This window comes from Martinezella sp. CNPSo 3795, assembly GCF_057784475.1.
The window spans coordinates 233835-256154 of record NZ_JBXSOQ010000002.1; the positions used below are offsets into that span (position 1 = coordinate 233835).

Sequence of the window (22320 nt, forward strand, 5' to 3'; positions counted from 1 at the left end):
CCGCGAACACTTCACTGCAGTAGGACGCGCTTACATAAAAGCGCCGAACCCGCTGTTCGCGCAAGACCCGAACAGCACATGCACACCGACAAAAGCGAACTCGGCCTCAACCTGATCAAGGTCCGAGGCCAAGGATGAGGGGAACGACAATTTTCCCTCTTCGCTTCGATCGATGACCGAGCTTGTCAGGCCTTAACGTCGACCGTGCCCATCATGCCGAGATCCTCATGTTCGAGGATGTGACAATGATACATGCGCCGCCCCGGCAAATCCTGCCGCAGCAGGATGCGTACCGTCTCGCCGGCGGCAACGTTCACAGTGTCTTTCCAGGCGCGGTAGGACGGCTTAGTGACCTCGCCATCCCTTTCGCGTTCGACAAGCTGGAACTGCGCCCCATGCACATGAAACGGATGGTCCATGTCCGCCTGATTGACGATCTCCCATAATTCGACCTGTCCAACCTTCGAGACTTCGTCAATGCGGTTCATATCGAAGCTGGCGCCGTTGATAAGGAACTTCATCTCCATGCCTTCCATGGATTCCGTCAATACAAAGCGACGCGTGACTGCCGGCTCTGCGAGGCGGTCAATGGTGCGCAGCTTCGCGGGAAGCGGCGGCGCGACAGGCGCAGCTTCCTCCGAGACATTTGCCGTCAGCAAGGTCATGCCGGCCTCTTCGGGCTTGCCCGGCCCCATCCACCCACGCTCGTAGTCGAGCGTGACAAGCTTCGCCGCTCCAGGTCTGTCGAAGGAGATGATGAGCTCGACGCGCTCGGCGGGAGCGAGCAACAGATCGTCTATGCCGACGGGAGCTTCGATAAGGCCGCCATCCGTTCCAACGAGCACCATGGCGGCATTCTCGAATGTCAGCCGCAGGAACCGCGCATTTGTCACGTTGAAGAGGCGCAGGCGACGCTTTTCCCCTTTCGCGACGGCCAGGACCGGATTCCTCTGGCCATTGACTAGGATATGATCGCCCACCCGCCCATTCATCAGATCGATCATGTTGCTCGCCGGCATGCTTCCATCTTCGCCGATCCGGAGATCGGTGAACATCAGGATCGTATCGCCATATTCGGCGGGGATCGGGTCATCCTTGGGTTTGACCAGGAAGACGCCCGCGAGTCCGCGATAGACCTGCGTGGCGGTAAGGCCATGCGGATGGGGATGGAACCAATAGGATGCGGCGCTGCCTAGCGGCAGATCGAAAGCATAGAGGCGCTCGCTGCCCGAGGCGACGGGCTCCATAGGACTCCCATCCTGATCAGCCGGCACCGGCATCCCATGCCAATGAACCGTCGTCGGCTCATCGGGAATGCCGTTCCTGAAACTGATCTCGACCCTGTCGCCCTCATGCGCCTCGATCACCGGATTTCCGCCGTTATAGAGGAGCGCGGACGTGTCGAGCCCCTCGGCGAAACGAACCGACCCCGGTTCGGCGACAAGCCTTGCCTTGAACAGACCCGCTTCGCCAGCCTCGTTCATCAAGCGCGGCAACTCACGCAAGGGCTGCCCTTCCGGCAAGACAGGTTTGCCGCCGGTCATCGGCATGTCATGAGCGCCGTTTGCCCCCATATGTCCCATGCCGTGCATCATCTGGGCCGCGGCCGGCCCGGAAATCGCCAGGCCCGCCAGCCCTGTTAGAAAACGACGTCGGTGCATCGATTGCTTCCTCTTACTCACGGCAATGTCCCCATTAGGCCGCTCACCGCAGCCTCGCGCTCCTTGGTCCCTGAACCGAAGGCACCTTCAACCGGCTCTGCGTCGATGGTGATCGTGGAGAGCTTTTCATGACCTGGTTGCCCAGTTCGCGACCGCCTGCCAGCCCGCTTGTTCGACCGCCTGCTCGGGTATCGGTTGAAAGGCGGTCGTCTCGACCTTGACCGTGGGCCCATCGAGAATTCTCATGGGTTTTGATCTCATGGTGCTCAAGGTGGAGGTTCCAACCGTGGTAAGGTCAAGTGCCCCCTAGCGAAAAATATGCTATTGACCTTCCCATGGTTGGAAGGCCTACCTGCCATCGGCGACATCAGGCGGTGCCTGTCATTGGAGAAGCTTCATGAATATCGGACAAGCGGCAAAGGCATCCGGCGTTTCGGCCAAGATGATCCGCTATTACGAGGAGACCGGCCTCATTCCGGCCGCCGGCAGGACGGCATCGGGCTATCGCGACTATTCGGATAACGACGTGCACATGCTGCGCTTCATCCGCCGGGCACGCGATCTCGGCTTCGCCGTCACTGAAATCAGCGAGCTTTTGGAACTCTGGCGCGACGAAACCCGGCAGAGCGCCGAGGTCAAGCGCCTGGCTCAGGGCCATATCGAAGCGCTGAAAAAAAAGATCGCCGACCTGCAGGACATGGAGCACACACTCACCATGCTCGTTAATTCCTGCCAGGGCGACCATCGTCCGCATTGCCCGATCCTGCAGCGGCTCGAGACCGATCAGGAGGACGAAAATCCGTCGATCCAGCCTCGAACCGGCGCGATACCCCGGCCCTTGCAGTGATCCCTGCCCGCCGACGTCCCGGTGGCGGGCTGCCGGCACAGGACATGGCCGGGATTAAATCCCCACCAAGGCCGCTCAAGCCTCCCCATCGAGGAATTGCCGGAGGCGCGGCACGACGAAATCGAGGAAGACGCGCACGCGCTGCGGCATGCGCGCGCCGCCGAGAAAGACCGCATGGATCTGCTCCTCATCCGGCTCGACGACATCGGCGAGCACCTCGATGAGACGGCCTGCCGCGATGTCGGCGCGGACGTGATAGTCCCCCATACGGGCAAGCCCCACACCCGCCAGCGCCATGCGCCGGACGGTTTCGCCATTGTTGGCGAGCAGCGAACTCGTCATGGCGCGATCGACGATGCGGCCGCTTTCCCTTACCGGCCAGACGGGCGCGAGACGGCGGAAATTGAACCCCAGGCAATTGTGCCGCGACAGATCATCGACGGTCAGCGGTATTCCATGGCGATCGAGATAGCTGGGCGCGGCGACGATCTTGCGGCGCGCAATGCCGATGCGGCGCGCGATCATGCCTGAAGCCGGCAAGGCCCCGACCCGAAAAGCGACGTCGGTACGGTCGAGATAAAGATCGACGATTTCATCCGACAGCGAGAGATCGACGACGACATTGGGATAACTCTGCCAGAATTCCGGCAAGAGCGGTTCAAGTCCGAGCACGCCCAAGGCAACGGAAATGTTGACCCGTACAGTGCCGCCCGTCGACGTCGCGCCCTGCGCCAGTTCCTGCTCGACCTCGTCGAGATCATGCAGCAGGGCTTGGCTGCGCTCATAGTAGATCCGCCCCTCCAGGGTCAGCGATAGCCGTCGCGTCGAGCGTTCGACAAGCCGAACGCCGAGCCGGGATTCGATGCGTGAGATCAGTTTGCTGACGGTGGACGGCGTCATGCGCAATAGGCGCGCCGCTTCGGAAAAGCTGCCTGCTTCCACCACCCGAAGAAATACCTGCATCTCCCCGACGCGATTGTCCATGGAGCACCTATTTTTGATTTGGTTTCACAAATAATGTGAAAACCTGCCCAATTATCAAGTGCGGATGCTCTCTCTATTTCATAGGCCGAAGAAATCGCGCCTTCAAATCCGGCGCGGCATCCATTCAAGGCGGCCAAGGCCGTCGAGATTTTCAAAAAGGAGTTTTCGATGCTCACCGTTACCGCCCACGGCGCTACAATTCCCGCGCTCGGCTTCGGCGTCTTCCGCATGTCGGATGCGGAAGTGGAACGCGTCATACCCGCCGCGCTCGAAGCCGGCTTCCGTCATTTCGATACGGCGCAGATCTATCAGAACGAGGCAGCGCTCGGCAGGGCCTTGCAAACGGCTGGCGCAAGACGGGACGACCTCTTCCTGACCACCAAGGTCTGGGTCGACAATTACAGCACGGAGAAGTTCGCCGCTTCGGTTGACGAGAGCCTCGACAAGCTGAAGACCGACCGTGTCGATCTCCTGCTGCTGCACTGGCCGGGCGACAAGGTGCCGGTCGCCGACCAGATCGAAATGCTGAACGCTGTCAAGGCCGCCGGCAAGACCCGCTTCGTCGGCGTCAGCAACCAGAATATCGCGCAGATGCGGGAATCGGCCAGACTATCCAGCACGCCGATCGTGACCAATCAGGTCGAGATCCATCCCTATCTGCCTCAACAGGCCCTTATCGCGGCGGCGAAAGCGAACGATGTCGCGATCACCGCCTATTACGGCATGGCCGACGGTGCCGTGCCGAAAGAGCCAGTATTGCAGCGGGTCGGCGCCAGATACGGCAAGAGCGCCGCGCAGGTCGGGCTGCGCTGGCTGATCCAGCAGGGCCACATCGCGCTGTCCAAGACCGCCAATCCCGAGCGCGTCAAGGAGAACATCGCGATCTTCGACTTCAATCTCGACGAGGCGGATATGATCGCCATCGCCGCTCTCGCCCGCCCGGATGGCCGTATTGTCAGCCCACCCGGCCTCGCGCCCCAATGGGACGCCTAAGGAGTTTCAACATGGACGCCAAGATTTCGACGGCCCAAAAGGCCCAAACATCCTCTCACGCCCGATGGGCGCTTCTCGCGCTTGCGATCGGCGCCTTCGGCATCGGCACGACCGAGTTTTCGCCGATGGGACTTCTCCCGGTCATCGCCAAGGGGGTCGACGTCTCGATCCCGACCGCCGGCCTCCTCATCAGTGCCTATGCGATCGGCGTCATGGTCGGCGCCCCCTTCATGACGCTCGCTTTCAGCCGCTTCGGCAAGCGCACGGCGCTGATGCTGCTAATGAGCATCTTCACGATCGGCAATCTCATGTCGGCGATGGCGCCGGGCTACTTCACCCTGCTGCTTGCCCGGCTCGTCACCAGCCTCAACCACGGCGCCTTCTTTGGCCTGGGTGCCGTCGTGGCGGCAAGCGTAGTGCCGAAGGAAAAACAGGCGAGCGCGGTCGCCGCCATGTTCATGGGGTTGACGATCGCCAATATCGGCGGCGTGCCGGCCGCCACCTGGGTCGGTCAGGCGATCGGCTGGCGCATGGCCTTCGCTGGAACCGCCTTGATCGGTGTCGCCGCCATCGCCGCGCTTTGGATCGCTCTTCCGAAAGGCGAGCGCGGTGCCATGCCTGATATCAGGCGGGAACTGGCCGTGCTCACCCATCCTACGGTTCTCATCGCCATGGCGACCACCGTCATGGGCGCGGGCGCGATGTTCTCGCTATACACCTACGTCGCTCCCACGCTTACCGAACTCACCGGCGCTTCCAATAGCTTCGTGACCCTCGGACTGGTGCTGATCGGCATCGGCTTCACAATCGGCAACTGGCTTGGCGGACGACTGGCCGACTGGTCGCTCGACGGCGCGACCAAGATCTTCCTGGCCTTGCTCGCCGCCATCATGTTCGCGCTGCCATTGGCGATGATCACCCACGCGGGAGCCGCCATCGGCCTGCTTCTTTGGGGTGGCGCGGCGTTTGCAATCGTTCCGCCCGTGCAGATGCGCGTCATGGAAGCGGCGGCGGAAGCGCCAGGCCTTGCCTCCTCCATCAATGTCGGAGCCTTCAATCTTGGTAACGCCCTTGGAGCCGCAACGGGTGCCGCCGTCATCAGCCTTGGTTTCGGCTATGCGGCGGTCTCGATCGCCGGAGGCCTGCTGGCCGCCGCCGGCCTGATGCTGGTGTTGATCGGCACACGCAAGCCGTCGTCGCTGCCGGCAAATTGTGGCGCGTGAACAATCCACTGGCCACGGTATCAAGCATCAAAATTTCTCGATGCCCTGCCCGCTAAAATCAAGCCGTCCACGGTCTTCGCCGCGGACGGCCTAACTCAATTGAAACAGCCTTGCTCAGGGCAGTTTGATTTCGAGCGTGATCATATAGTTGCTATAGTTGGGAGGGGTCGGCGGCGGATTGGGGTTGGTGGCCGAGAAGATCGAATAGTCGGTTATGCGCGGAGGCGTGGATGGCGGCTTCACGTCCGGCCTCCAGGAGGCCATGATCGTTATCTTATCCGTGGCGCGATAAGAAAGATTGAGCTCGCGGTTCCTGCTTGTGCCATCCCGGGAATGCTTGCCCTCCAAGGACCATTTGTCCCATGATGCTTTCAGGCTCTCCGCTGTCTGGATGCCTCTACGTTCATAACTGCCACTCAGGGACGAATTGTTACCCTTGGTCGACAGCTCGTAGAGTTGATCCTGAACCTTGCCATTGAAATCGGTCGTGATCGTGGCGCTGCCTTCGGTCTTACCATCCGACGACCGTGCCTTGACGTCGAAGATGATCGTCTTGTTGCCGACATAGACGCCAACGTTCGGATTGAGCCCATTCGTCTTGAAGCCGATGTCGCTCTTCGCCTTTGAATCGAGAACGATGGGACGCCCGGGCGACTGGAAATATTTTCCAAGCAAATCCTGCTGGGGTCTGGTCGGCGCGACTGGCTTGCCAATGGGGTCGAAGGCACCCATGACCGTGCAGCGCTGCCCGCTCACCCAGCTGTTGACGGCAAAGATCAGATGTCCGTCATCGCCAATCGCCGCTACGCCCTGATGCAGGCTGTTCCTCAGGTTATAGCGACCGCAGCAGGATAGGGGGTTGTCGCTTGCCGCTTCGAAGGACCGGCCGGAAAAAACGACGCCGGACGGCAGTCCCGATGCCGCACTGCTGCCGAGAATCGGGCAACTGGAGAGCGGTATCAGTCTGTAGCTGTTCAAATCCGTTTGCGGCGTCTGGCCCGCCGGGCTCGTGAGCGGTGCTAATCCCATATCTGATCTGCCGTTTCCTGATCCGTTGACGAAGGATGAAAAATGAGAGCGATGCGATTTATGCGTGTCCCGCCGGCTGAGTTAGGTCGGCGAATTTTTTTGTCCAGTCGCGGGTTTTGTTTCTGATCGGTCGCGCGCACTTACCGAATTTGGTCGGCACGTCCAATTTGTTCGATGAATTAAGGGGCGCCGTATTGCCAGTGCAGGTTGCTTTCGGATAGACCCTTTCCATCCCACGTGTTCAAATTTCCTGGAGCGCCGAAATGCGTCTTGAACCGCAGCAGCGAATTTATGTCTGCTTCTTCCTCTTCGCGGTCTCGATGGGCGCGATGCTTTCGCGCCTTCCCGATCTGCAGGATGCCTTGCGGATCGACAAATCCGAGCTCGGCCTGACACTGATCGGTGCGGCGATCGGCGCGCTCATATCACTCACCTTCGCCTCCCCGATCGTCGCACGCCTCGGCGCGCGCAAGACGGCATTCATCACCGTACTCGGAACCTCCGCTTCCCTCGCGCTCGTGCCGTGGATGGGCTGGGCTCCGCTAGTCTTCGCTGTCCTCTTCTGCGAGGGATTGCTGGCAGGCGCGCTCGAGATCAATCTCAACGTCGAGATCGATCGCATCGAGGCCCAGCTCGGCCGCGGCGTCATGAGTCGGGCGCACGGGTTCTGGAGCCTCGGTTTCTTTGTGACGGCACTCGTGTCGTCGGTGATCCGGCAGGAGGGCGTGCCGATGCACATCCATCTCGGCCTGACATTTATCTTCGTCCTCATCGTCGGCTCGATTACCATTGCCGGCATGCGCAACGCGCCGGCCCGTCCGACCGAGGATCATGTCGAGACCCATCACATCGCGTTGCCGACGCTCGGCCTTTTGCCACTTTGCATCATCGGCATCGGGGCATTCCTGGTCGAGGGTGCTGGCATCGACTGGTCGGCGATCTACATGCGCGACGTCTTTCACGTCGAGCCCTTCGTCGGCGGCCTCGGCCTGACGCTGTTCACCTTCTTCATGGCACTGACGCGATTGTTTGCCGACGGGTTCGTCGATCGCTACGGCTCCCGCTCCGTCGCGCTTTCCCTGATGCTCCTGGCGATAACCGGGCTTTGCGCCGTCTGGCTCGCACCTCACCCCAACGTCGCGCTGCTGGGCTTTGCCTTCATGGGCGCCGGCTGCAGCGCGGTCTATCCGCTTGTGGTCTCGGCCGCCGCCCAGCGCACTGACCGCCCGGCCCATGTCAACGTCGCGGCCCTCGGGCAGATGTCCTTTGTCGTCTTCTTCCTGGCGCCGCCCTTGCTTGGATTCATTGCCGAACACGCCGGCATTCGCACCGCCTATCTGGTGTGCATCCCGGTTATACTGGCCGGCCTGATGGGTGTGGGTTCGCTTTCCGGACGCCGAAGCGCCTTTGCGTAAGGACTCAGCGATCCAGCGAAAATCGGCTGGATCAAATCAGCCAGCATCCGTTATCGGCTGGCGAGGGGGAAGGCTATGCGCTTCCCCCTCTTCCGCGGCCAAGCGTGGGGCATCGCTTGCCCGCGGGTGCCTTCACCACGTCAGACGCCTTGTCCGCTTAACGGAGTGAGCGGAATGCCGCCCTGACTTCGTTGGTGAAAATCGCCGGCTGCTCCCAGGCCGCGAAATGCCCGCCATTGTCAGCTTCGTTGAAGTAGATCAAGTTGCCATAGCAGCGCTCGGTCCAGGTCTTTGGTGCCTGGTAGATTTCGCCCGGGAAGACACTGACCGCGACCGGCAGGGTCGGAATCTGGATGGCGTTGAAGTTGTTGGAATGGTCTTCCCAATAGATCTGGGCCGCGGAAGTTCCGGTTTCCGTGAACCAGTAAAGGGAGATGTCATCCAGCATCTCGTCGCGGGTCAGGACCTTTTCCGGCTGCTTGTTGCTATAAGTCCAGGTGGCGAACTTGTCGTAGATCCAGGCCGCCAGGCCCACCGGCGAGTCGACGAGCGAATAACCGATGGTCTGCGGACGGGTGACCATCATGTTGGCATAGCCCGAGCTATCGCGGTAGAACTCCGCCAACTTGTCGAAGCAGGCACGCTCCTTATCCGTCAGATCGGCCGGAGCGGGATCGCCAGCAGCCAGAATATGGGCAATCTCCTTGGGGACGATCCCAGGCATATTGAGATGGATACCGAGCAATCCCGGTACGTTCTGGAGCGCCATGCGCTGGGAGATGACGGAGCCGCAATCGCCGCCCTGCGAGACGAAGCGCTCGTAGCCAAGACGATGCATCAGCGTGCCCCAAGCGCGGCCGATATGGTCCGAGCCCCACCCCCTCGCCGTCGGCTTACCGGAGAAGCCGAAACCGGGGATCGATGGCACAACGAGATGAAAGGCGTCTTCGGCGCTGCCACCATGCGCTGTCGGATTCGTCAAGGGATCGATCACCTTGAGCATTTCCAGGATCGAGCCAGGCCAGCCATGGGTCATGATCAGCGGCATTGCGTTTTCGTGCCGGGAGCGCACGTGAATGAAGTGGATATCCAGCCCGTCGATTTCGGTCACGAACATCGGCAGGGAATTGAGCTTCTGTTCCACCTTTCGCCAATCATAACCGTCGGCCCAATATCCGACGAGATCGCGCAGACGCTCGAGCTGCACGCCCTGAGAATCGTCAGCGACATTTTCCTTGAGCGGCCAGCGTGCCGTCGCAAGCCTTTGCTTCAACTCGGCGATCGCGCTGTCGGGAACATGGACCTTGAACGGCTTCACACCATCAGGCAAGACGTCCGATGCGGCAAAGGACATGGCAGGCTTCAGGAGCGACGCTGCTCCAGCGACGGCAGCCGCAGTCACAAAGGCACGTCTATTCATTGAGAAGGATAAAGGCGACATCAGGATCTCCAAAAAGTTTGGGAGGTTTGTTGAATGCCCCGAAGTTTTGCTTTCGGCGTGTATCCCGGTTGTGTCCTCAACCTAGCCAAATTGTATCCTTCCGTGTTCGGATCGACCGAGGCTACAATGGAATACAGAACTACGCGCTTTGACTTTGCCATCGACAAAATGCACGCCGGAATTCCGGAACCTGCCCAGTTAGCCGGCGAAGAAGAATTTTGGAGACCTCTCCCGAGGCGGCACCATGGAGATTGCGCGGGTTTGTGAAAGTTGTCTTCCGTGAAGATGGAAGCGGTTCGATGGCTGCTTGCTCGGAGCAACGCTCGCCCATCGGCCAAATAGAGGCGGCTATCCCGGCGGGAGGAGAACCATGGATAGCCGGCCGGTCGCCTATGATGAGATCAGGCCGGCAAATTCCACTTAATCGCGTTAGCGCACCTTACGGCGCATAGCGCGTGAAGACGTAATCGTGATCCCTGACGTTACCGACATGACAGCTCAGACAGGTTTCATGTTGGGCGATATCGACCGGCTTGCCATCGACGAACCGCCCGAAACCCCAACCGTGGCTGTCGGGATATTTCTTGGAATCCTTCACCATGACCTGAACCGTCGTCGGCGCTCCCGGCACCGTTGCCGGCGCGAACTCCGTCGATTGCTTGCGCTTGTAGGCCAGCTTGACGAGGATCGAGCCGTCCGGGAAAGGCAGCGTGCCCTTCTTGTAGGCCTCAATGGCGATATCATTGCCGAGCACGGCGCGAAGTTCATCGAGCGGCGGAGCTTCCTGCGCGGGCGCGATGAATTTCCAGTCCCGATAGCCTTCCGGTATGGTCACACCATAGATCGGCGAGGCATTTTCCGGCAGCGTTGCTGAACCTGCCGATTGCGAAGCGGCGATGCCGACGGCAAGGCTTGAGACGGCAAATGCACCGAGGAACGCAAATTTCATTTTGGCCTCCTGCCTGATGGATGATCTCGCGGGAAGATCGCCTGGAATTGTATCCGCGAGATTTCAGGAAACGGCGCGATTGTATCGCAATGTAGCCGGCGAGGCCCATTCGTGTGAGCCGCTCATCGGAAATCGGGTGGCGGCAGCTCCGGTTCGGGCGCTAGGCTCCAGGTTATCGCGGCATTCGCAGGCCTCGAACGCCCTCGAAAGCCCGCCCAGACCGAGGATATGAACATGAACGTATCGATCTCTACTTTATCTCCGGGTTCCTTGGAAAGCCCCATCGTGGCCCGGGTCGACGCCTATGATTGGCCGTCGCTGGCGGGAGAACTTGACGGCTTCGGCTGCGCCGTCCTTCCGAAGCTTCTCGCACCCGATGAATGCGACGCAATCTCCGGCCTTTATCCCGAGGAGCGTCATTTCCGCAGCCACGTCATCATGGCGCGCCACGGTTTCGGAAGAGGCGAATACCGCTATTTCAACTATCCGCTGCCAGGGCTTCTCGGTGGATTGCGCACCGCGCTCTATCCTCATCTCGCCGATATCGCAAACCGATGGAATGAACGCATCGGGGTTGAGGAACACTATCCCGATGAGCATGCCGCCTTCCTGGGGCAATGCCATGAGGCCGGTCAGCGGCGTCCGACGCCGCTGCTGCTGCAATACGTGCCGGGAGACTTCAACTGCCTGCATCAGGACCTCTACGGCGAACTCGCTTTCCCAATCCAGGTGGCCATTCTGCTGTCCGAACCGGGGCGGGATTTCACCGGTGGTGAGTTTGTCCTGACCGAACAGCGGCCGCGCATGCAAAGCCGCGTGGAAGTCGTGCCGCTTCGTCAGGGCGATGCCGTCGCCTTTGCGGTCCATAATCGGCCCGTGCGGGGAACCAAGGGGAACTACCGTGTCAATCTCAGGCACGGGGTAAGCCGGGTCCGCTCAGGCATGCGCCACACTGTCGGCATCATCTTTCACGACGCCCGCTAAGGGCGTCGCTACCCGACGAAAGCGGCGTAATTTTCTCCGGTAATTCTGTGCATGATGGCCGAGTATGCCTCGTGATTCTGATCGCCCACCAGGACGCGGCCCAGCGACGGCCGCGCGAATGCCGACATCGGCAGGAGGGCGAGCGGCGTCGAGACGGGTGTGAGATGCGAGCCCTGCCCGGCGCGCAATGTCGTCAGCAAGCCGAACATCTGGCCGGTGATACTGGGTCTCGACAATATCGCCATGCGATACTGCCCCGACGAATTCGTCACCAAATAAATATGCCCCGACAGGTGCGGCACCGACACCGAGCCCTGCTGTGAAAACGAGGCGTCGCTGCGCTCGCGTTCGCGAAAGCTCAGGCAGGTCCGGTCTTCATCCCAGGCAATCTCGGTGCAATAGGCAAAAATCGCCTTCGCGTCGCCGAAGGACGGACGAAGCGTCAGGTAGGTACCTTCCAGCCAGGAAACCGAGGCGCGGGAATAGGCACCAAGTTCCTCAGGGGCATGGCCGGGCCTGTCCTTGACGACAGGGGCTTGTGTTCCCGCCGGTTCCCGCAGCACGACGCCCATCGCCTGCTCCAGCCGAATGAGGGTCGCCAGCGTGAAGGGCCGGTGGCCCGAAAGAGCCTTCTCCAAGGTCGAAAGGCTAATGCGCGCGTCATTGGCGAGACGCTGCCTGGAAATGCGCCGTCGGGCGATCTCCTCGCGAACCAGCGCCGCCACGGCGCTGTTCTGGCTGTCGGACAAATAGGGGTCGCCCTGGACCATTCACTCATTTCCTGATTGCGTAATTTTCTTCACAATTCCACACATGGCCGTAACCGGCAAGACCGTTTGCGGCAAGATGCGGACGAAAGAGGGCAAAGCTTACGCTGGCGAGAAAATAGCCTTTGTTCACAATGGCTTCAGTCATTCCACCAGCGATTAAGGAGCCTGTCATGTCAGCCTCGCCACACGTCTCGCGCTACCAGAAGCGGCAAAATATCCTCATCAGATTCGGCCTGCTGCTCTGGTTCAGCAATGCCATCCTGCTGCCGGTGCTCGCCGTCGTTTTCGCGCTGCTGCATCCCCTGGAATCGCACGCGCAACCCGCAGCCTTCGTCACGCCGGACGAAATGGGCGCGGGCAGCCTTCTTCTTCAGACCAAGGAAGAGGGAAAATATATCGAGGCACCCCGGCTCGCGACCGATGTCGATCTCGACGTCAGCGGACCGACGGCACGCGCGGTACTCACGCAAGCCTTCGAGAACACGACCGACAAATGGGTCGAAGCCCTCTACGTATTTCCACTTCCGGAAGACAGCGCCGTCTATTCCCTGAAGATGATCGTCGGCAACCGGGTCGTTGTTGCCGATATCAAGGAGAAGCAGGCCGCGCGTGCCATATACGAGAAAGCGCGCAAGGAAGGAAAGAAGGCGTCCCTGGTCGAACAGCAGCGCCCGAATGTCTTCACCAATGCGGTCGCGAATATTGGCCCGCATGAAAAGATCGTCGTGCAGATCGAATATCAGCAGTCGGTCCGCCTGGCGGACGGTCGCTTCTCCCTAAGGGTGCCGCTGGTCGTCGCACCGCGCTACAGCCCGCAAGACGCATCGCCCATCACGCAGCAGGCAGATCTGAAGGCCGGCTGGGGTCAGTCCAAACAGCGCCCATCGCGTGTGGTCAGCGACAAATCCATCTCGGCACCCCTGATGGCTCCTGGCGGCGATCGCACCAACCCTGTCACCCTCAAGGTCAATCTCAACGCCGGTTTCCCGCTCGATGACGTCAAAAGCCTCTATCACGCGGTCAAGATCGACAAAGTCACCGACGCCGAGCGCCGGATCGTCCTTGATGGCGATGCGACCGCCGATCGCGACTTCGTGCTCGAATGGAGCGCGGTCGCGAGCAATATGCCAAGCGTCGGCCTCTTCCGCGAACATGTCGGCCAGGATGATTATGTGCTTGCCTATGTAATGCCGCCGGCGGTGGCGACGCCGCGAAAGGCCGGCCGCGAAGTGGTCTTCGTCATCGACAATTCCGGTTCGATGGGCGGCACCTCGATCGAACAGGCAAGGGCGAGCCTCGATTATGCCCTGTCCCGGCTCGAGCCGAACGATCGCTTCAACGTCATTCGCTTCGACAACACGATGACCAAATTCTTCTCCGATTCGGTGATGGCAACGGCCGAGAATATCGCCTCGGCCCGCCGCTTCGTCACCAGCCTGGAAGCTGCTGGCGGAACGGAAATGCTGCCGCCGCTTCAAGCAGCGCTCGACGACAGCCACCAGGCCAGCGGATTGCGCCAGGTCGTGTTCCTGACGGACGGCGAGGTCAGCAACGAGCAGCAGCTTCTCGATGCGATCGCGAAATCGCGTGGACGCTCTCGTATCTTCATGGTCGGCATCGGCTCGGCGCCGAACACGTACCTGATGAACCGCGCCGCCGAACTAGGCCAGGGCAGCTTCACCCACATCGGTTCGGTCGCCGAGGTGAACGAGCGCATGCGCGCCCTCTTCGACAAGCTGGAGAACCCGGCCGTCACCGATGTCGCGGCCGCCTTTTCGCAAAAGAATGTCAACCTGTCGCCCAATCTCCTGCCCGACATCTACCATGGCGAACCGCTGGTTCTGGCGGCCCGGATGGGAAAGGCAGCCGGAACCCTGACCGTCAGCGGCGAGATCGGCGACCGCGCGTGGACGATCTCCCTGCCGCTCGATCAGGCAAGCAATGCCAAGGGCATCTCGAAGATCTGGGCACGACGCCAGATCGATGATGCCGAGGTCAATCTCACGCTCGGCAAGATCACGCAGGCCGATGCCGACAAGCGCATCCTGCGATTGGCGCTCGACCATCATCTGGTCACGCGCCTCACAAGTCTCGTCGCTGTCGATAGCAAGCGTCCGCGGCCGACAAACGCCCCACTGACGCAGGCCGACATTCCATTGCAGCTTCCCGCGGGCTGGGATTACGACAAGCTCCTCGGCATCGGTGCAACGCGGGATGCGAAAGCCGACATCGGACATCGGCAGACAGCCGACAAGTCGCGGGGTGCCGATGCGGAGCTTGAACCCATCGCCGCGCCGGCTCCGGCCAGCGTTCCGCTGCCGCAGACCGCGACGCCGGGAATGCTTCTCATTCTCCAGGGGTTGCTTGCCCTTCTGTGTGGAGCTTCGCTGCTGGTCCTCGCATCGCGAAGGAGCCGGGCATGATCGCCGCCACTCGCCTCCAGACCATCGGGAGCGCGCCAGCGCGCTCCCTCCTGACTTTCGCGGCCGGCATTCTCATCGCCGCCGGTCTCTTCCTCGCCGCACAGGGAGGATGGATCTACGCCAAGGCGGCCTTGGCGCAGCTTCTCCTGGAGCGCGCATTCGCCGAGAGCGTGATATCAGGCGCAGCGGTCAAGCCCTGGAGTTGGGCCGACACCTGGCCGGTCGCGCGTATTGAAGTTCCACGCCTTGGCGTTTTAGCCATCGCGCTCAAGGGTGCGAGCGGACAGGCGCTTGCCTTCGGCCCCGGTCATCTCGACAATACCCCGCAAGCCGGCCAAGAGGGTACGGCCGTCTATGCGGCGCACCGCGATACCCATTTCACTTTCCTGAAAGATATCGGTGTGAACGACCGTATCCGCATCACACGCAGCGATGGTCGGACCTTCACTTTCCGCGTGACCCGCATGGCCGTTGCCCGCTGGGATGAAGCAGAGATCGACCCCAACGCGCGCGGCGTCCATCTCGTGCTGGCGACCTGCTTTCCCTTCGACGCCGTGACCTCGGGACCGCTGCGCTATCTGGTCTATGCCGATCTCGAAGGAACGACGGGTAAATAAACGACGGCCAGGATATGGAAATCAGCCCTACCCGCTGGTGCGGGTAGACGCTTCCGAGTAACGCGCGTCCATTGGGGCGAGACCGTTGGCATTGGGTTGCGTCAGGATACCATAGAGCTCCGGACGGCGGCCTCTTATCCAGCGCTGGCCCGTGCACTTGTCGAGCAAGGCCAGATCGATTTCAGCGCTCACCCTCGCATCGGCGGCCGCCCAGGTTTCGGCCAGGATCCGACCATAGGGATCGAGGATCATGGCGTTGCCGGTGCGCACTTCGTCTTCATCCTGTCCGACGCCATTGCTGAAGACGAGGAACATTCCATTGTCGTGGGCGCGCGACGGCAGCCAGCGCATGAACCATTCCCGACCGTTTGGTCCTCGAAATTCGGCCTCGATCGCCTCCGGATCTTCGTGGCGATTGATCCATTTTTCGACCGGTATCCGCTTCAGCCCGTGCGGACTAACCGAATGCCCGCCGCCAGCCTGATGCGGCGCGATCAAGAGTTCGGCGCCAAGCAGCGCGGTCGCCCGCGCGTTCTCGATCAGATTATTGTCCCAGCAGATCAGGATGCCGGCCCGAATTCCCCAAGGTGTATCGAAGACCGTGAAGGCATCGCCGCTGGAAATGAGGCGATGCTCCCAGGCATGCAGCTTGCGATGGCAATGGATGGGGCCATCCGGCATGCAGACCACGTAGCTGTTATAGAGCTTTCCGTCTTCTCCCAACTCCAGGAAGCCCGCGCCGATCGCGATGCCCTTCTTACGCGCGAGCGCGGCTACCCGGCTGATGGAAGGACCGGAGAGCGGCTCCGCCAGCGCATGCAGCGCTGGACCGTCGAGCTTGGGAACATGCCAATATCCGCAGATGCACATCTCGGGAAAGACGACGAGCTGATTGCCGGCCTGCACGGCTTCTTCCGTGAAATGCTCCACGCGAGAGAGATTAAAGGCCTTGTCATTGGCCCGATGCTGAAACTGCACGGATGAAATCTTGAGCGCCATGTCGATTGCTCCTTTCGCCATGAAGCAATTTGACCATGCGGCTTCTCTTTCGTAAAATGACTTTATCGATTGAAATTATTCCTGGACAGAATGGAAATAAAGCTCCTCCGATCCTTCGTTCAATTGATCGACACCGGCCACTACGGCAAGGCTTCGGCGAAACTGTTCGTCACCCAATCGACCTTGACCAAGCAGATTCAAGCCTTGGAAGCCGCGATCGGCGGAGCATTGTTCGAGCGTGGCCGCCATGGCGCCAAACTGACGCCTCTCGGAGAACTTCTGCGGCGCGAAGCACGCCCGCTTCTTCAATTGAACGACGATGTCGACCGGAAGATGCATCGCGCCATGGCCGGCCTTACCGGATACCTCGACATCGGATTTGGAATATCGACCCTTGTCGTGGCGCCGCGGCTGATCGCCGGCTTTCGTGCGACGACGCCCGATTGCAGCATCACGCTCAACGATCTGCCATCGCGGGAACAGCATCAGCGCCTGCTCGACGGCAGGCTTGATATCGGCTTCTGCCGGGCGCCGGAGGAGGATAGCGGCCTGGCCTTCATGCCCATTATCGAAGAGCACTTGGCCCTGGTGCTTCCAAGCGGGGTGACAATACCGGCCCAGGATCGGCTGGCGGAGTTGAACGAGCTTGGCTTCGTGGCGCTTTCGCCATCGCGCGGACCGGGACTGGATGATCAGATCAGGCGCTGGTGTTCGCTTGCCGGTTTCGAGCCTCGCATCGCCCAATATGCCGACGACTTACTAACCGTGCACGCCATCGTTTCCGCCGGCCTGGGCGCGGCATTCCTGCCCTGGCGTGGCGTGCAGGCATTGGCGGGGTCCAGCCACAAACAGTCTCTCTCCGGACCGGAATCAAGATGGCCGGTTGGAATCTGCTGGCATCGCGAACATGCGAGCCCGCTGTTGGCCCGTTTCATCGATCATGTATCGAAGAATCTGGAATTCCACGGCTCGCAGGCCGACTGGTAATCGAGTTAAAGGCCTAACGCATGGGCATTGCGCGATGAAAGCGACCGCTCTCATCGCCAAGAATGCGATTATGCATTCCAACCCCATTGTCCGAAAGGCGCTAGACATGAACCTGCTCGGCGTCGTCCGCGGACGGTTCAAGCGCCTTGGTGGTCAAAACGAACCATGCAGCCAAAGCATCGTCGGAGTGCCGAGAATCGCCAAGGCGATCCCCACGGAAACCGCCATCTTGATCGCCTTGATGCGCCGGGTCCTGACGCCGCTCCAATCATAACTCAAAATCACTAACCCCCACAAATCATTGATGATTCGCAAAGTAGAGCCGACTCGGCCTTCGACAAGGGATGGTGATGATTCGTCCACAACGGATATTCGCGCGATGTTTCTACGGAGGCGGTGTCGAAAGGTGGCGCCGTCTTAACCGTGCTTGAGACGCGATAGTAGTTCGCCCTGAATTTCACGCCTTGATCGGCGAAGCGATTACCGCCAGGTATTGATGGCCTTGGAGCGAAACTGGCGATGATCCGCGGATCACATGTGCTTTTGTGAAGAACGCGTCACGGCCAAGCGGGCCTCGATCCAGAGGCGTTCTCGGCACACGGCCCGCGCTATCTGACCGAGACCGTGGAACGAGGCATACCCCGACGGGAGGCGATGCAGCGTTCCCTGCATAAGTCAGTCAGTCGCGCAGGCCGCCAGCTATTACAACAATGCCGTGCGGAAGAACGGCCCGGCGGCTCGATTGATCGTCTAGGTCACGGTATCCGGCTTCGCTTGTAGCTCGACACGACGCTATCGGCGCCGCGCCGCCTTGCGAACCAAGCTGGAATATGCGGTTCTACGACCGCTTATTCGGGAGCACGGGGAGGATGGTTGCGATGAAGACAGGGATCGACGCGGTTATCGAAAAGGCGATCACGTCCGGCAAGATCGTCGGCACTGTCGTGATCGTCGTCAAAAACGGAGAAACCGTCTATAGCCGCGCTGCTGGTCATGCCGATCGAGAAACCCAAAAAGCCACGGATACGCGGACGATATTCCGTCTCGCTTCCGTGACCAAGCCGCTCGTGGCGGCGACGGCCCTGGCTCTTGTCGACAAGGGCAGGCTGGCGCTTAGCGACCTCGCCCGAGATTATCTCCCCTATTTCCGACCCCGGCAGCCAGATGGAGAGATCGCCGATATAACCATCCAGCACCTGCTTACTCACACGGCGGGTCTCGGTTATGGAGCGGATCCCAAGACAACACCGCCCGAACGGATGTTCAACGCTGGCCTCGCCGACACGGATCTCGACTTCGAGGAGAACTTCAGTCGACTGTCGACCTTTCCGCTGCTGGGCGCACCGGGCAAACTTTGGTCTTACTCGATCGCCATTGACGTTCTTGGAGCGGTCATAGCACGGATCGAGGCTTGCAGCCTGGAAGAGGCGGTGCGTCGTCATGTAACGGGACCGCTGGGCATGAGCGACACCGGTTTTTCGGTGAGCGATCCGGAGCGACTTGCCACGCCCTACGCCGATGCCACTCCGACGGCCGTCAGAATGAGCGATCGCCATTTGGTTCCGGATGATAGCGGCAACCTGCTTACCTTTGCGCCGACGAGGCTATTCAATCCGAAGGCTTTCCAATCCGGCGGAGCGGGCATGGTGGGCACGGCGCCGGATCTAATCACCTTCCTCGAAGCCATTCGCGGCGGCGGCGCGCCCATCTTGAAGGCGGAGACCGCAAGGGCGGCGCTTCTCAACCAGATTGGCGACATCCCGCGCCCGGGCAAACCAGGAGAAGGATTCTCGTTTTTGGGTGCGGTGATCCGGGATCCCGTCTTGGCGGAGGTTCCAATGGCGAAGGGATCGGTAAGCTGGGGCGGCGTTTATGGACACAGTTGGTTCATCGATCCCTTGGAAGGCATTTCGGCGGCGATCATGTCCAACACGGCGGTTGAAGGCTGCATGGGAGCCTTTCCACGAGATATCGTTCGGGCGATTTATGGCGTTTAATGCTTCCGGCGCGAAAGCATCTATCGGTTCCAAGAGCTAGCGGCTCGACGGAAGCTTGACCGTTACGGTCTTGCCCTGGCAGCTGCTGAACGAATTCTAGACCGAGCTTCGCCGCCATTCTGTGACGGTCTGGAACGAAACGTCGATACCGCGCTCGGCTGGCAGGTCTTCAACATCGCGAAAAACTAAACAGAAAACGGTGACAAAGCCACCCCGCATGGGCGATGATCTCGGCGGGAAAAGGGTGGCGTTCGAAGTGAGCAGGCTGGGCTTCGGTCATGGGCAGCAAATACCGGCTCCTTCAAGACAAAGTCGTTAAGCCGGCGCCAACGAGGGCGACTCACCCACGCCGGTAGAGTGATTCTCGTCGCTAATCTTAGCCGGATATGCGTCGAACGATCGACGGTAGCCGCGCCTTGCCATCAAAAGGTGTGAGTCATCGCCGCGATCGTCTTCGGCGACTTACCGCGGAAAATTGAAGAAAAGCAGTGCATTAAATAGCAAAGGCCAAGGTCTTGGCTGTCACACGTTAACCGGTCATTAACCGTTAATCTCTGGACGGCCTGACAGAATCGTGTTCTACCTTCTGGCGGGCAAAGGTCGGCAAACCGGCGACAGGCCGCCAAGAGGGACAAATGGCGATAGCGAACCGCACGGAGACTATAGCTCCTTCAAAGGAAAACGCAGGCAGCAAGATCGCGCGCCATGCGACTGTGCTGTCTGGTCAGCTCCAGCAGCTCAGAACGCGGATGTATCCGCCGAAATCCGAGAAGATGCTGCGCCAGTTCCTGACCAATGAAGTATCCAAGCTGACCTCGATCCCGGATTCGACCCTGAAGCTGATGTCGAGCGAGGGCCGAGGCCCCACCCCGAGCAGGTTGGAGAACAATCACCGCGTCTACACGCTTGCCCAGATCAACGAATTGCGGGAGCTGTTCGCCAAGCAGAAGCCGGCGGAAGCCCTTCGCTTCCTGCCTCGGCGCCGGCCAGGCGAACATCTGCAGGTGATGGCGATCGCCAACTTCAAGGGTGGCAGCGCCAAGACGACCACTTGCGTTCACCTCGCGCATTATCTCGCGCTGCATGGCTATCGCGTGCTGGCGCTCGACCTCGATCCGCAGGCGTCGCTTTCGGCCATGTTCGGCGCCCAGCCGGAAATCGATGTCGGCGCCAACGAAACCATCTATGCGGCGCTCAGATACGAGGCGACCGAGAGGCGCTCGATCCGCGAAATCATCCGCAAAACCTATTTTGACGGCATCGATCTCATTCCGGGCAACCTGGAAGTCATGGAGTACGAGCACGAGACGCCGCGGGTTCTCGCCCAAAGGTCCGGCTCCGGCGCCATCTTCTTCGAGCGCCTGAAGCTCGCGCTTGCCGAGGTCGAGGAGGATTACGACATCGTCATCCTCGACACGCCGCCGTCGCTCGGATTTCTGACCCTTAGCGCCATCTACGCCGCCACGAGCATGATCATCACGGTGCATCCGGCCATGCTGGACGTGGCATCGATGAGCCAGTTCCTGCTCATGATGGGCGATCTGATCAGCGTGCTCGACGAAAGCGGCGCGCAGCTCGACCAGGATTTCATCCGTTATCTGATCACGCGCCACGACCCGAATGATGCGCCGCAATCGCAAGTCGTGGCGATGCTGCGTCATCTCTTCGGTACCGATGTTCTCTTGCCGACGGCGATCGAGAGCACCGCCGTCGAGGCCGCGGGGCTCGCCAAGCGTTCCCTCTACGAACTCGAGATGGGGCAGATCGGCCGAGACACGCACAAGCGCGCCCGCGAGGCCGTGGACGCCGTCAACGAAGCCATCGTTCATCTCATCAATGCAAGTTGGGGGCGTGAATGAGCAAGAGCCCGAGACGATCCATCGTCGCCAGTTTCGGCCTGCTTTCGGCCGAATTGGAAAGCGGCGAGAGCACGCCAGAACCGTCGCCTTCGAGCCCCGCCCCCGCGCAGCCTGGACGCGTCGGTGCCGGAGTGATCGGTGCCGCGCATCGCGCGATCGGCGATATCCGCGCGGAGCGCGATCGACTGCGCGCCATTGTCGAATCCGGCGAGGGTTGGATTCAGGACCTCGATCCACATGCGATCGATGCCTCGCCCTATCCGGATCGCCTGCCCGACGACGATCCGGGTGATTTCGAAAGATTCAAGCGCTCCATCGAGGAGGAAGGCCAGAAAGTTCCGATCCAGGTTCGGCGGCACCCCACCTCGAGCGATCGGTATCAAGTCGTCTATGGCCATCGCAGATGGCGGGCCGCCCTCGAACTAGGCCGCGTCGTCCGTGCCATAGAGGTCGAGATATCCGATCTCGACCTGGTGCTGGCCCAGGGTATTGAAAACGCGAGCCGTCAAGATCTAACATGGATTGAACGCGCCTTGTTCGCCTCGCGCATGGACGATGCGGGCATCAAGGCACGCCACATCTACGCGGCTCTTTCCATCGAGGACGCGGAGCTCGCGCGAATGCGCAGCGTCTATCGCACGATCCCGGCGGATATCATCGAAGCGATTGGCAGGGCTCCGAAGATTGGTCGACCGCGTTGGCTGGAGTTGGCCAAGACAATATCCGCGGCCCCCAATGCCCTTGAAGTGGTGCGCGCCGCTCTCTCCGGCGTCAATGACGCCGATGAAACCTCGGACCAGCGATTTCAGGTGGCATTGAAGGCGATCAAGCCTTCGCCCGAGGCGCGCAATACCCAGATCGCGATTTCCGATGGATCGGGAGCGAGGCTTGGTGTGTTCATGACCTCGCCCCGGGAGGTTCGAATCTCCGCCGAGGGCAAATTGGGTACGGAATTCGTGAGATTTGTCGAGGAGGAGTTGCCCGACCTTGTCGAGCGTTTCACTCGCTCGAGAGACAAACGCAAACCCTGACAGCTGTCAGGGTTTTCTGATTGGAAAGGAAACCTAGCAAAAGAAAAAAGGCCCCCAAACGTTGCCGTCGTGGAAGCCTTCTCTTCAATGTAGCAACTGAAGAATCGCATT

Annotated in this window: 20 protein-coding genes and 2 pseudogenes; 13 read left to right on the plus strand and 9 right to left on the minus strand. The window is 60.5% G+C overall.

All coding sequences use genetic code 11. The annotated features are described in order from the left end of the window. Positions 1-185: 185 nt before the first annotated feature. Positions 186-1661, minus strand: coding sequence for a multicopper oxidase family protein (locus AC13QY_RS05960; RefSeq protein WP_488492893.1), 1476 nt, complete (start codon positions 1659-1661; stop codon positions 186-188). 397 nt (positions 1662-2058) lie between these two features. Between AC13QY_RS05960 and cueR the strand changes: the two genes are divergently transcribed. Continuing rightward, a complete protein-coding gene (cueR, locus tag AC13QY_RS05965) occupies positions 2059-2508 on the plus strand; it encodes a Cu(I)-responsive transcriptional regulator (protein ID WP_488492894.1) in 450 nt (149 codons plus the stop codon). A gap of 75 nt (positions 2509-2583) precedes the next feature. On the opposite strand, the gene AC13QY_RS05970 is transcribed toward cueR, so the two are convergent. Continuing rightward, entirely contained in the window at positions 2584-3492 is a 909-nt protein-coding gene (locus tag AC13QY_RS05970; protein WP_488492895.1) for a LysR family transcriptional regulator, read from the minus strand. 168 nt (positions 3493-3660) lie between these two features. On the opposite strand from AC13QY_RS05970, the gene AC13QY_RS05975 reads away from it, so the two are divergent. Further along, positions 3661-4485, plus strand: a complete 825-nt coding sequence (locus AC13QY_RS05975) for an aldo/keto reductase (RefSeq protein ID WP_488492896.1) — start codon at positions 3661-3663, stop codon at positions 4483-4485. An 11-nt stretch (positions 4486-4496) separates the two neighbouring features. Continuing rightward, positions 4497-5708, plus strand: coding sequence for an MFS transporter (locus tag AC13QY_RS05980; protein ID WP_488492897.1), 1212 nt, complete (start codon positions 4497-4499; stop codon positions 5706-5708). 114 nt (positions 5709-5822) lie between these two features. Here AC13QY_RS05980 and AC13QY_RS05985 read toward each other — a convergent pair whose 3' ends face one another. After that, a complete protein-coding gene (locus AC13QY_RS05985; protein WP_488492898.1) occupies positions 5823-6737 on the minus strand; it encodes a hypothetical protein in 915 nt (304 codons plus the stop codon). Between the two features lie 263 nt (positions 6738-7000). On the opposite strand from AC13QY_RS05985, the gene AC13QY_RS05990 reads away from it, so the two are divergent. Next, entirely contained in the window at positions 7001-8152 is a 1152-nt protein-coding gene (locus AC13QY_RS05990) for an MFS transporter (RefSeq protein ID WP_488492899.1), read from the plus strand. 157 nt (positions 8153-8309) lie between these two features. Here AC13QY_RS05990 and AC13QY_RS05995 read toward each other — a convergent pair whose 3' ends face one another. Beyond that, entirely contained in the window at positions 8310-9593 is a 1284-nt protein-coding gene (locus AC13QY_RS05995; RefSeq protein ID WP_488492900.1) for an epoxide hydrolase family protein, read from the minus strand. 439 nt (positions 9594-10032) lie between these two features. Further along, a complete protein-coding gene (locus AC13QY_RS06000) occupies positions 10033-10542 on the minus strand; it encodes a cytochrome P460 family protein (RefSeq protein ID WP_488492901.1) in 510 nt (169 codons plus the stop codon). Between the two features lie 234 nt (positions 10543-10776). Between AC13QY_RS06000 and AC13QY_RS06005 the strand changes: the two genes are divergently transcribed. Next, the gene (locus AC13QY_RS06005) at positions 10777-11526 is read left to right on the plus strand and encodes a 2OG-Fe(II) oxygenase (RefSeq protein WP_488492902.1); all 750 of its coding nucleotides are present in this window, start codon (positions 10777-10779) and stop codon (positions 11524-11526) included. A gap of 8 nt (positions 11527-11534) precedes the next feature. On the opposite strand, the gene AC13QY_RS06010 is transcribed toward AC13QY_RS06005, so the two are convergent. Beyond that, positions 11535-12296: a helix-turn-helix domain-containing protein gene (locus AC13QY_RS06010; protein WP_488492903.1), complete on the minus strand. Its 762-nt coding sequence runs from the start codon at positions 12294-12296 to the stop codon at positions 11535-11537. Positions 12297-12300: 4 nt separating this feature from the next. Next, positions 12301-12468, minus strand: coding sequence for a hypothetical protein (locus tag AC13QY_RS06015; RefSeq protein ID WP_162746410.1), 168 nt, complete (start codon positions 12466-12468; stop codon positions 12301-12303). Between AC13QY_RS06015 and AC13QY_RS06020 the strand changes: the two genes are divergently transcribed. Beyond that, entirely contained in the window at positions 12467-14719 is a 2253-nt protein-coding gene (locus AC13QY_RS06020; RefSeq protein ID WP_488492904.1) for a marine proteobacterial sortase target protein, read from the plus strand. The genes AC13QY_RS06015 and AC13QY_RS06020 overlap by 2 nt on opposite strands. Continuing rightward, entirely contained in the window at positions 14716-15336 is a 621-nt protein-coding gene (locus AC13QY_RS06025; protein WP_488492905.1) for a class GN sortase, read from the plus strand. The genes AC13QY_RS06020 and AC13QY_RS06025 overlap by 4 nt, the downstream gene beginning before the upstream one ends. 27 nt (positions 15337-15363) lie before the next feature. Here the strand turns inward: AC13QY_RS06025 and AC13QY_RS06030 are convergent, their stop codons facing one another. Beyond that, positions 15364-16335, minus strand: coding sequence for a nitrilase family protein (locus AC13QY_RS06030; RefSeq protein ID WP_488492906.1), 972 nt, complete (start codon positions 16333-16335; stop codon positions 15364-15366). A 90-nt stretch (positions 16336-16425) separates the two neighbouring features. Here AC13QY_RS06030 and AC13QY_RS06035 point away from each other — a divergent pair, with 90 nt between their 5' ends. The 4 genes and pseudogenes from AC13QY_RS06035 (at position 16426) to AC13QY_RS06050 (ending at position 19319) form a co-directional block, all read left to right on the plus strand. After that, a complete protein-coding gene (locus tag AC13QY_RS06035; RefSeq protein WP_488492907.1) occupies positions 16426-17322 on the plus strand; it encodes a LysR family transcriptional regulator in 897 nt (298 codons plus the stop codon). Positions 17323-17428: 106 nt separating this feature from the next. After that, positions 17429-17596 (plus strand): hypothetical protein, encoded by a 168-nt coding sequence (locus tag AC13QY_RS06040; RefSeq protein WP_156090777.1) that lies wholly within the window; start codon positions 17429-17431, stop codon positions 17594-17596. Positions 17597-17871: 275 nt separating this feature from the next. Beyond that, positions 17872-18076: pseudogene (locus AC13QY_RS06045) on the plus strand (integrase); the annotation flags it as partial. 124 nt (positions 18077-18200) lie between these two features. Then, positions 18201-19319, plus strand: a complete 1119-nt coding sequence (locus tag AC13QY_RS06050; protein WP_488492908.1) for a serine hydrolase domain-containing protein — start codon at positions 18201-18203, stop codon at positions 19317-19319. Positions 19320-19398: 79 nt separating this feature from the next. On the opposite strand, the pseudogene AC13QY_RS06055 reads toward AC13QY_RS06050, so the two are convergent. Next, a pseudogene (locus AC13QY_RS06055) lies at positions 19399-19599 on the minus strand (IS6 family transposase); the annotation flags it as partial. 355 nt (positions 19600-19954) lie between these two features. Here AC13QY_RS06055 and repA point away from each other — a divergent pair. Together repA and repB are read left to right on the plus strand one after the other, a co-directional pair. Beyond that, on the plus strand, positions 19955-21178 hold the full coding sequence (gene repA, locus AC13QY_RS06060) for a plasmid partitioning protein RepA (RefSeq protein ID WP_069614999.1): 1224 nt from the start codon (positions 19955-19957) through the stop codon (positions 21176-21178). Continuing rightward, on the plus strand, positions 21175-22209 hold the full coding sequence (repB, locus tag AC13QY_RS06065) for a plasmid partitioning protein RepB (protein WP_488492909.1): 1035 nt from the start codon (positions 21175-21177) through the stop codon (positions 22207-22209). The genes repA and repB overlap by 4 nt, the downstream gene beginning before the upstream one ends. The last annotated feature ends 111 nt before the right edge of the window (positions 22210-22320 follow it).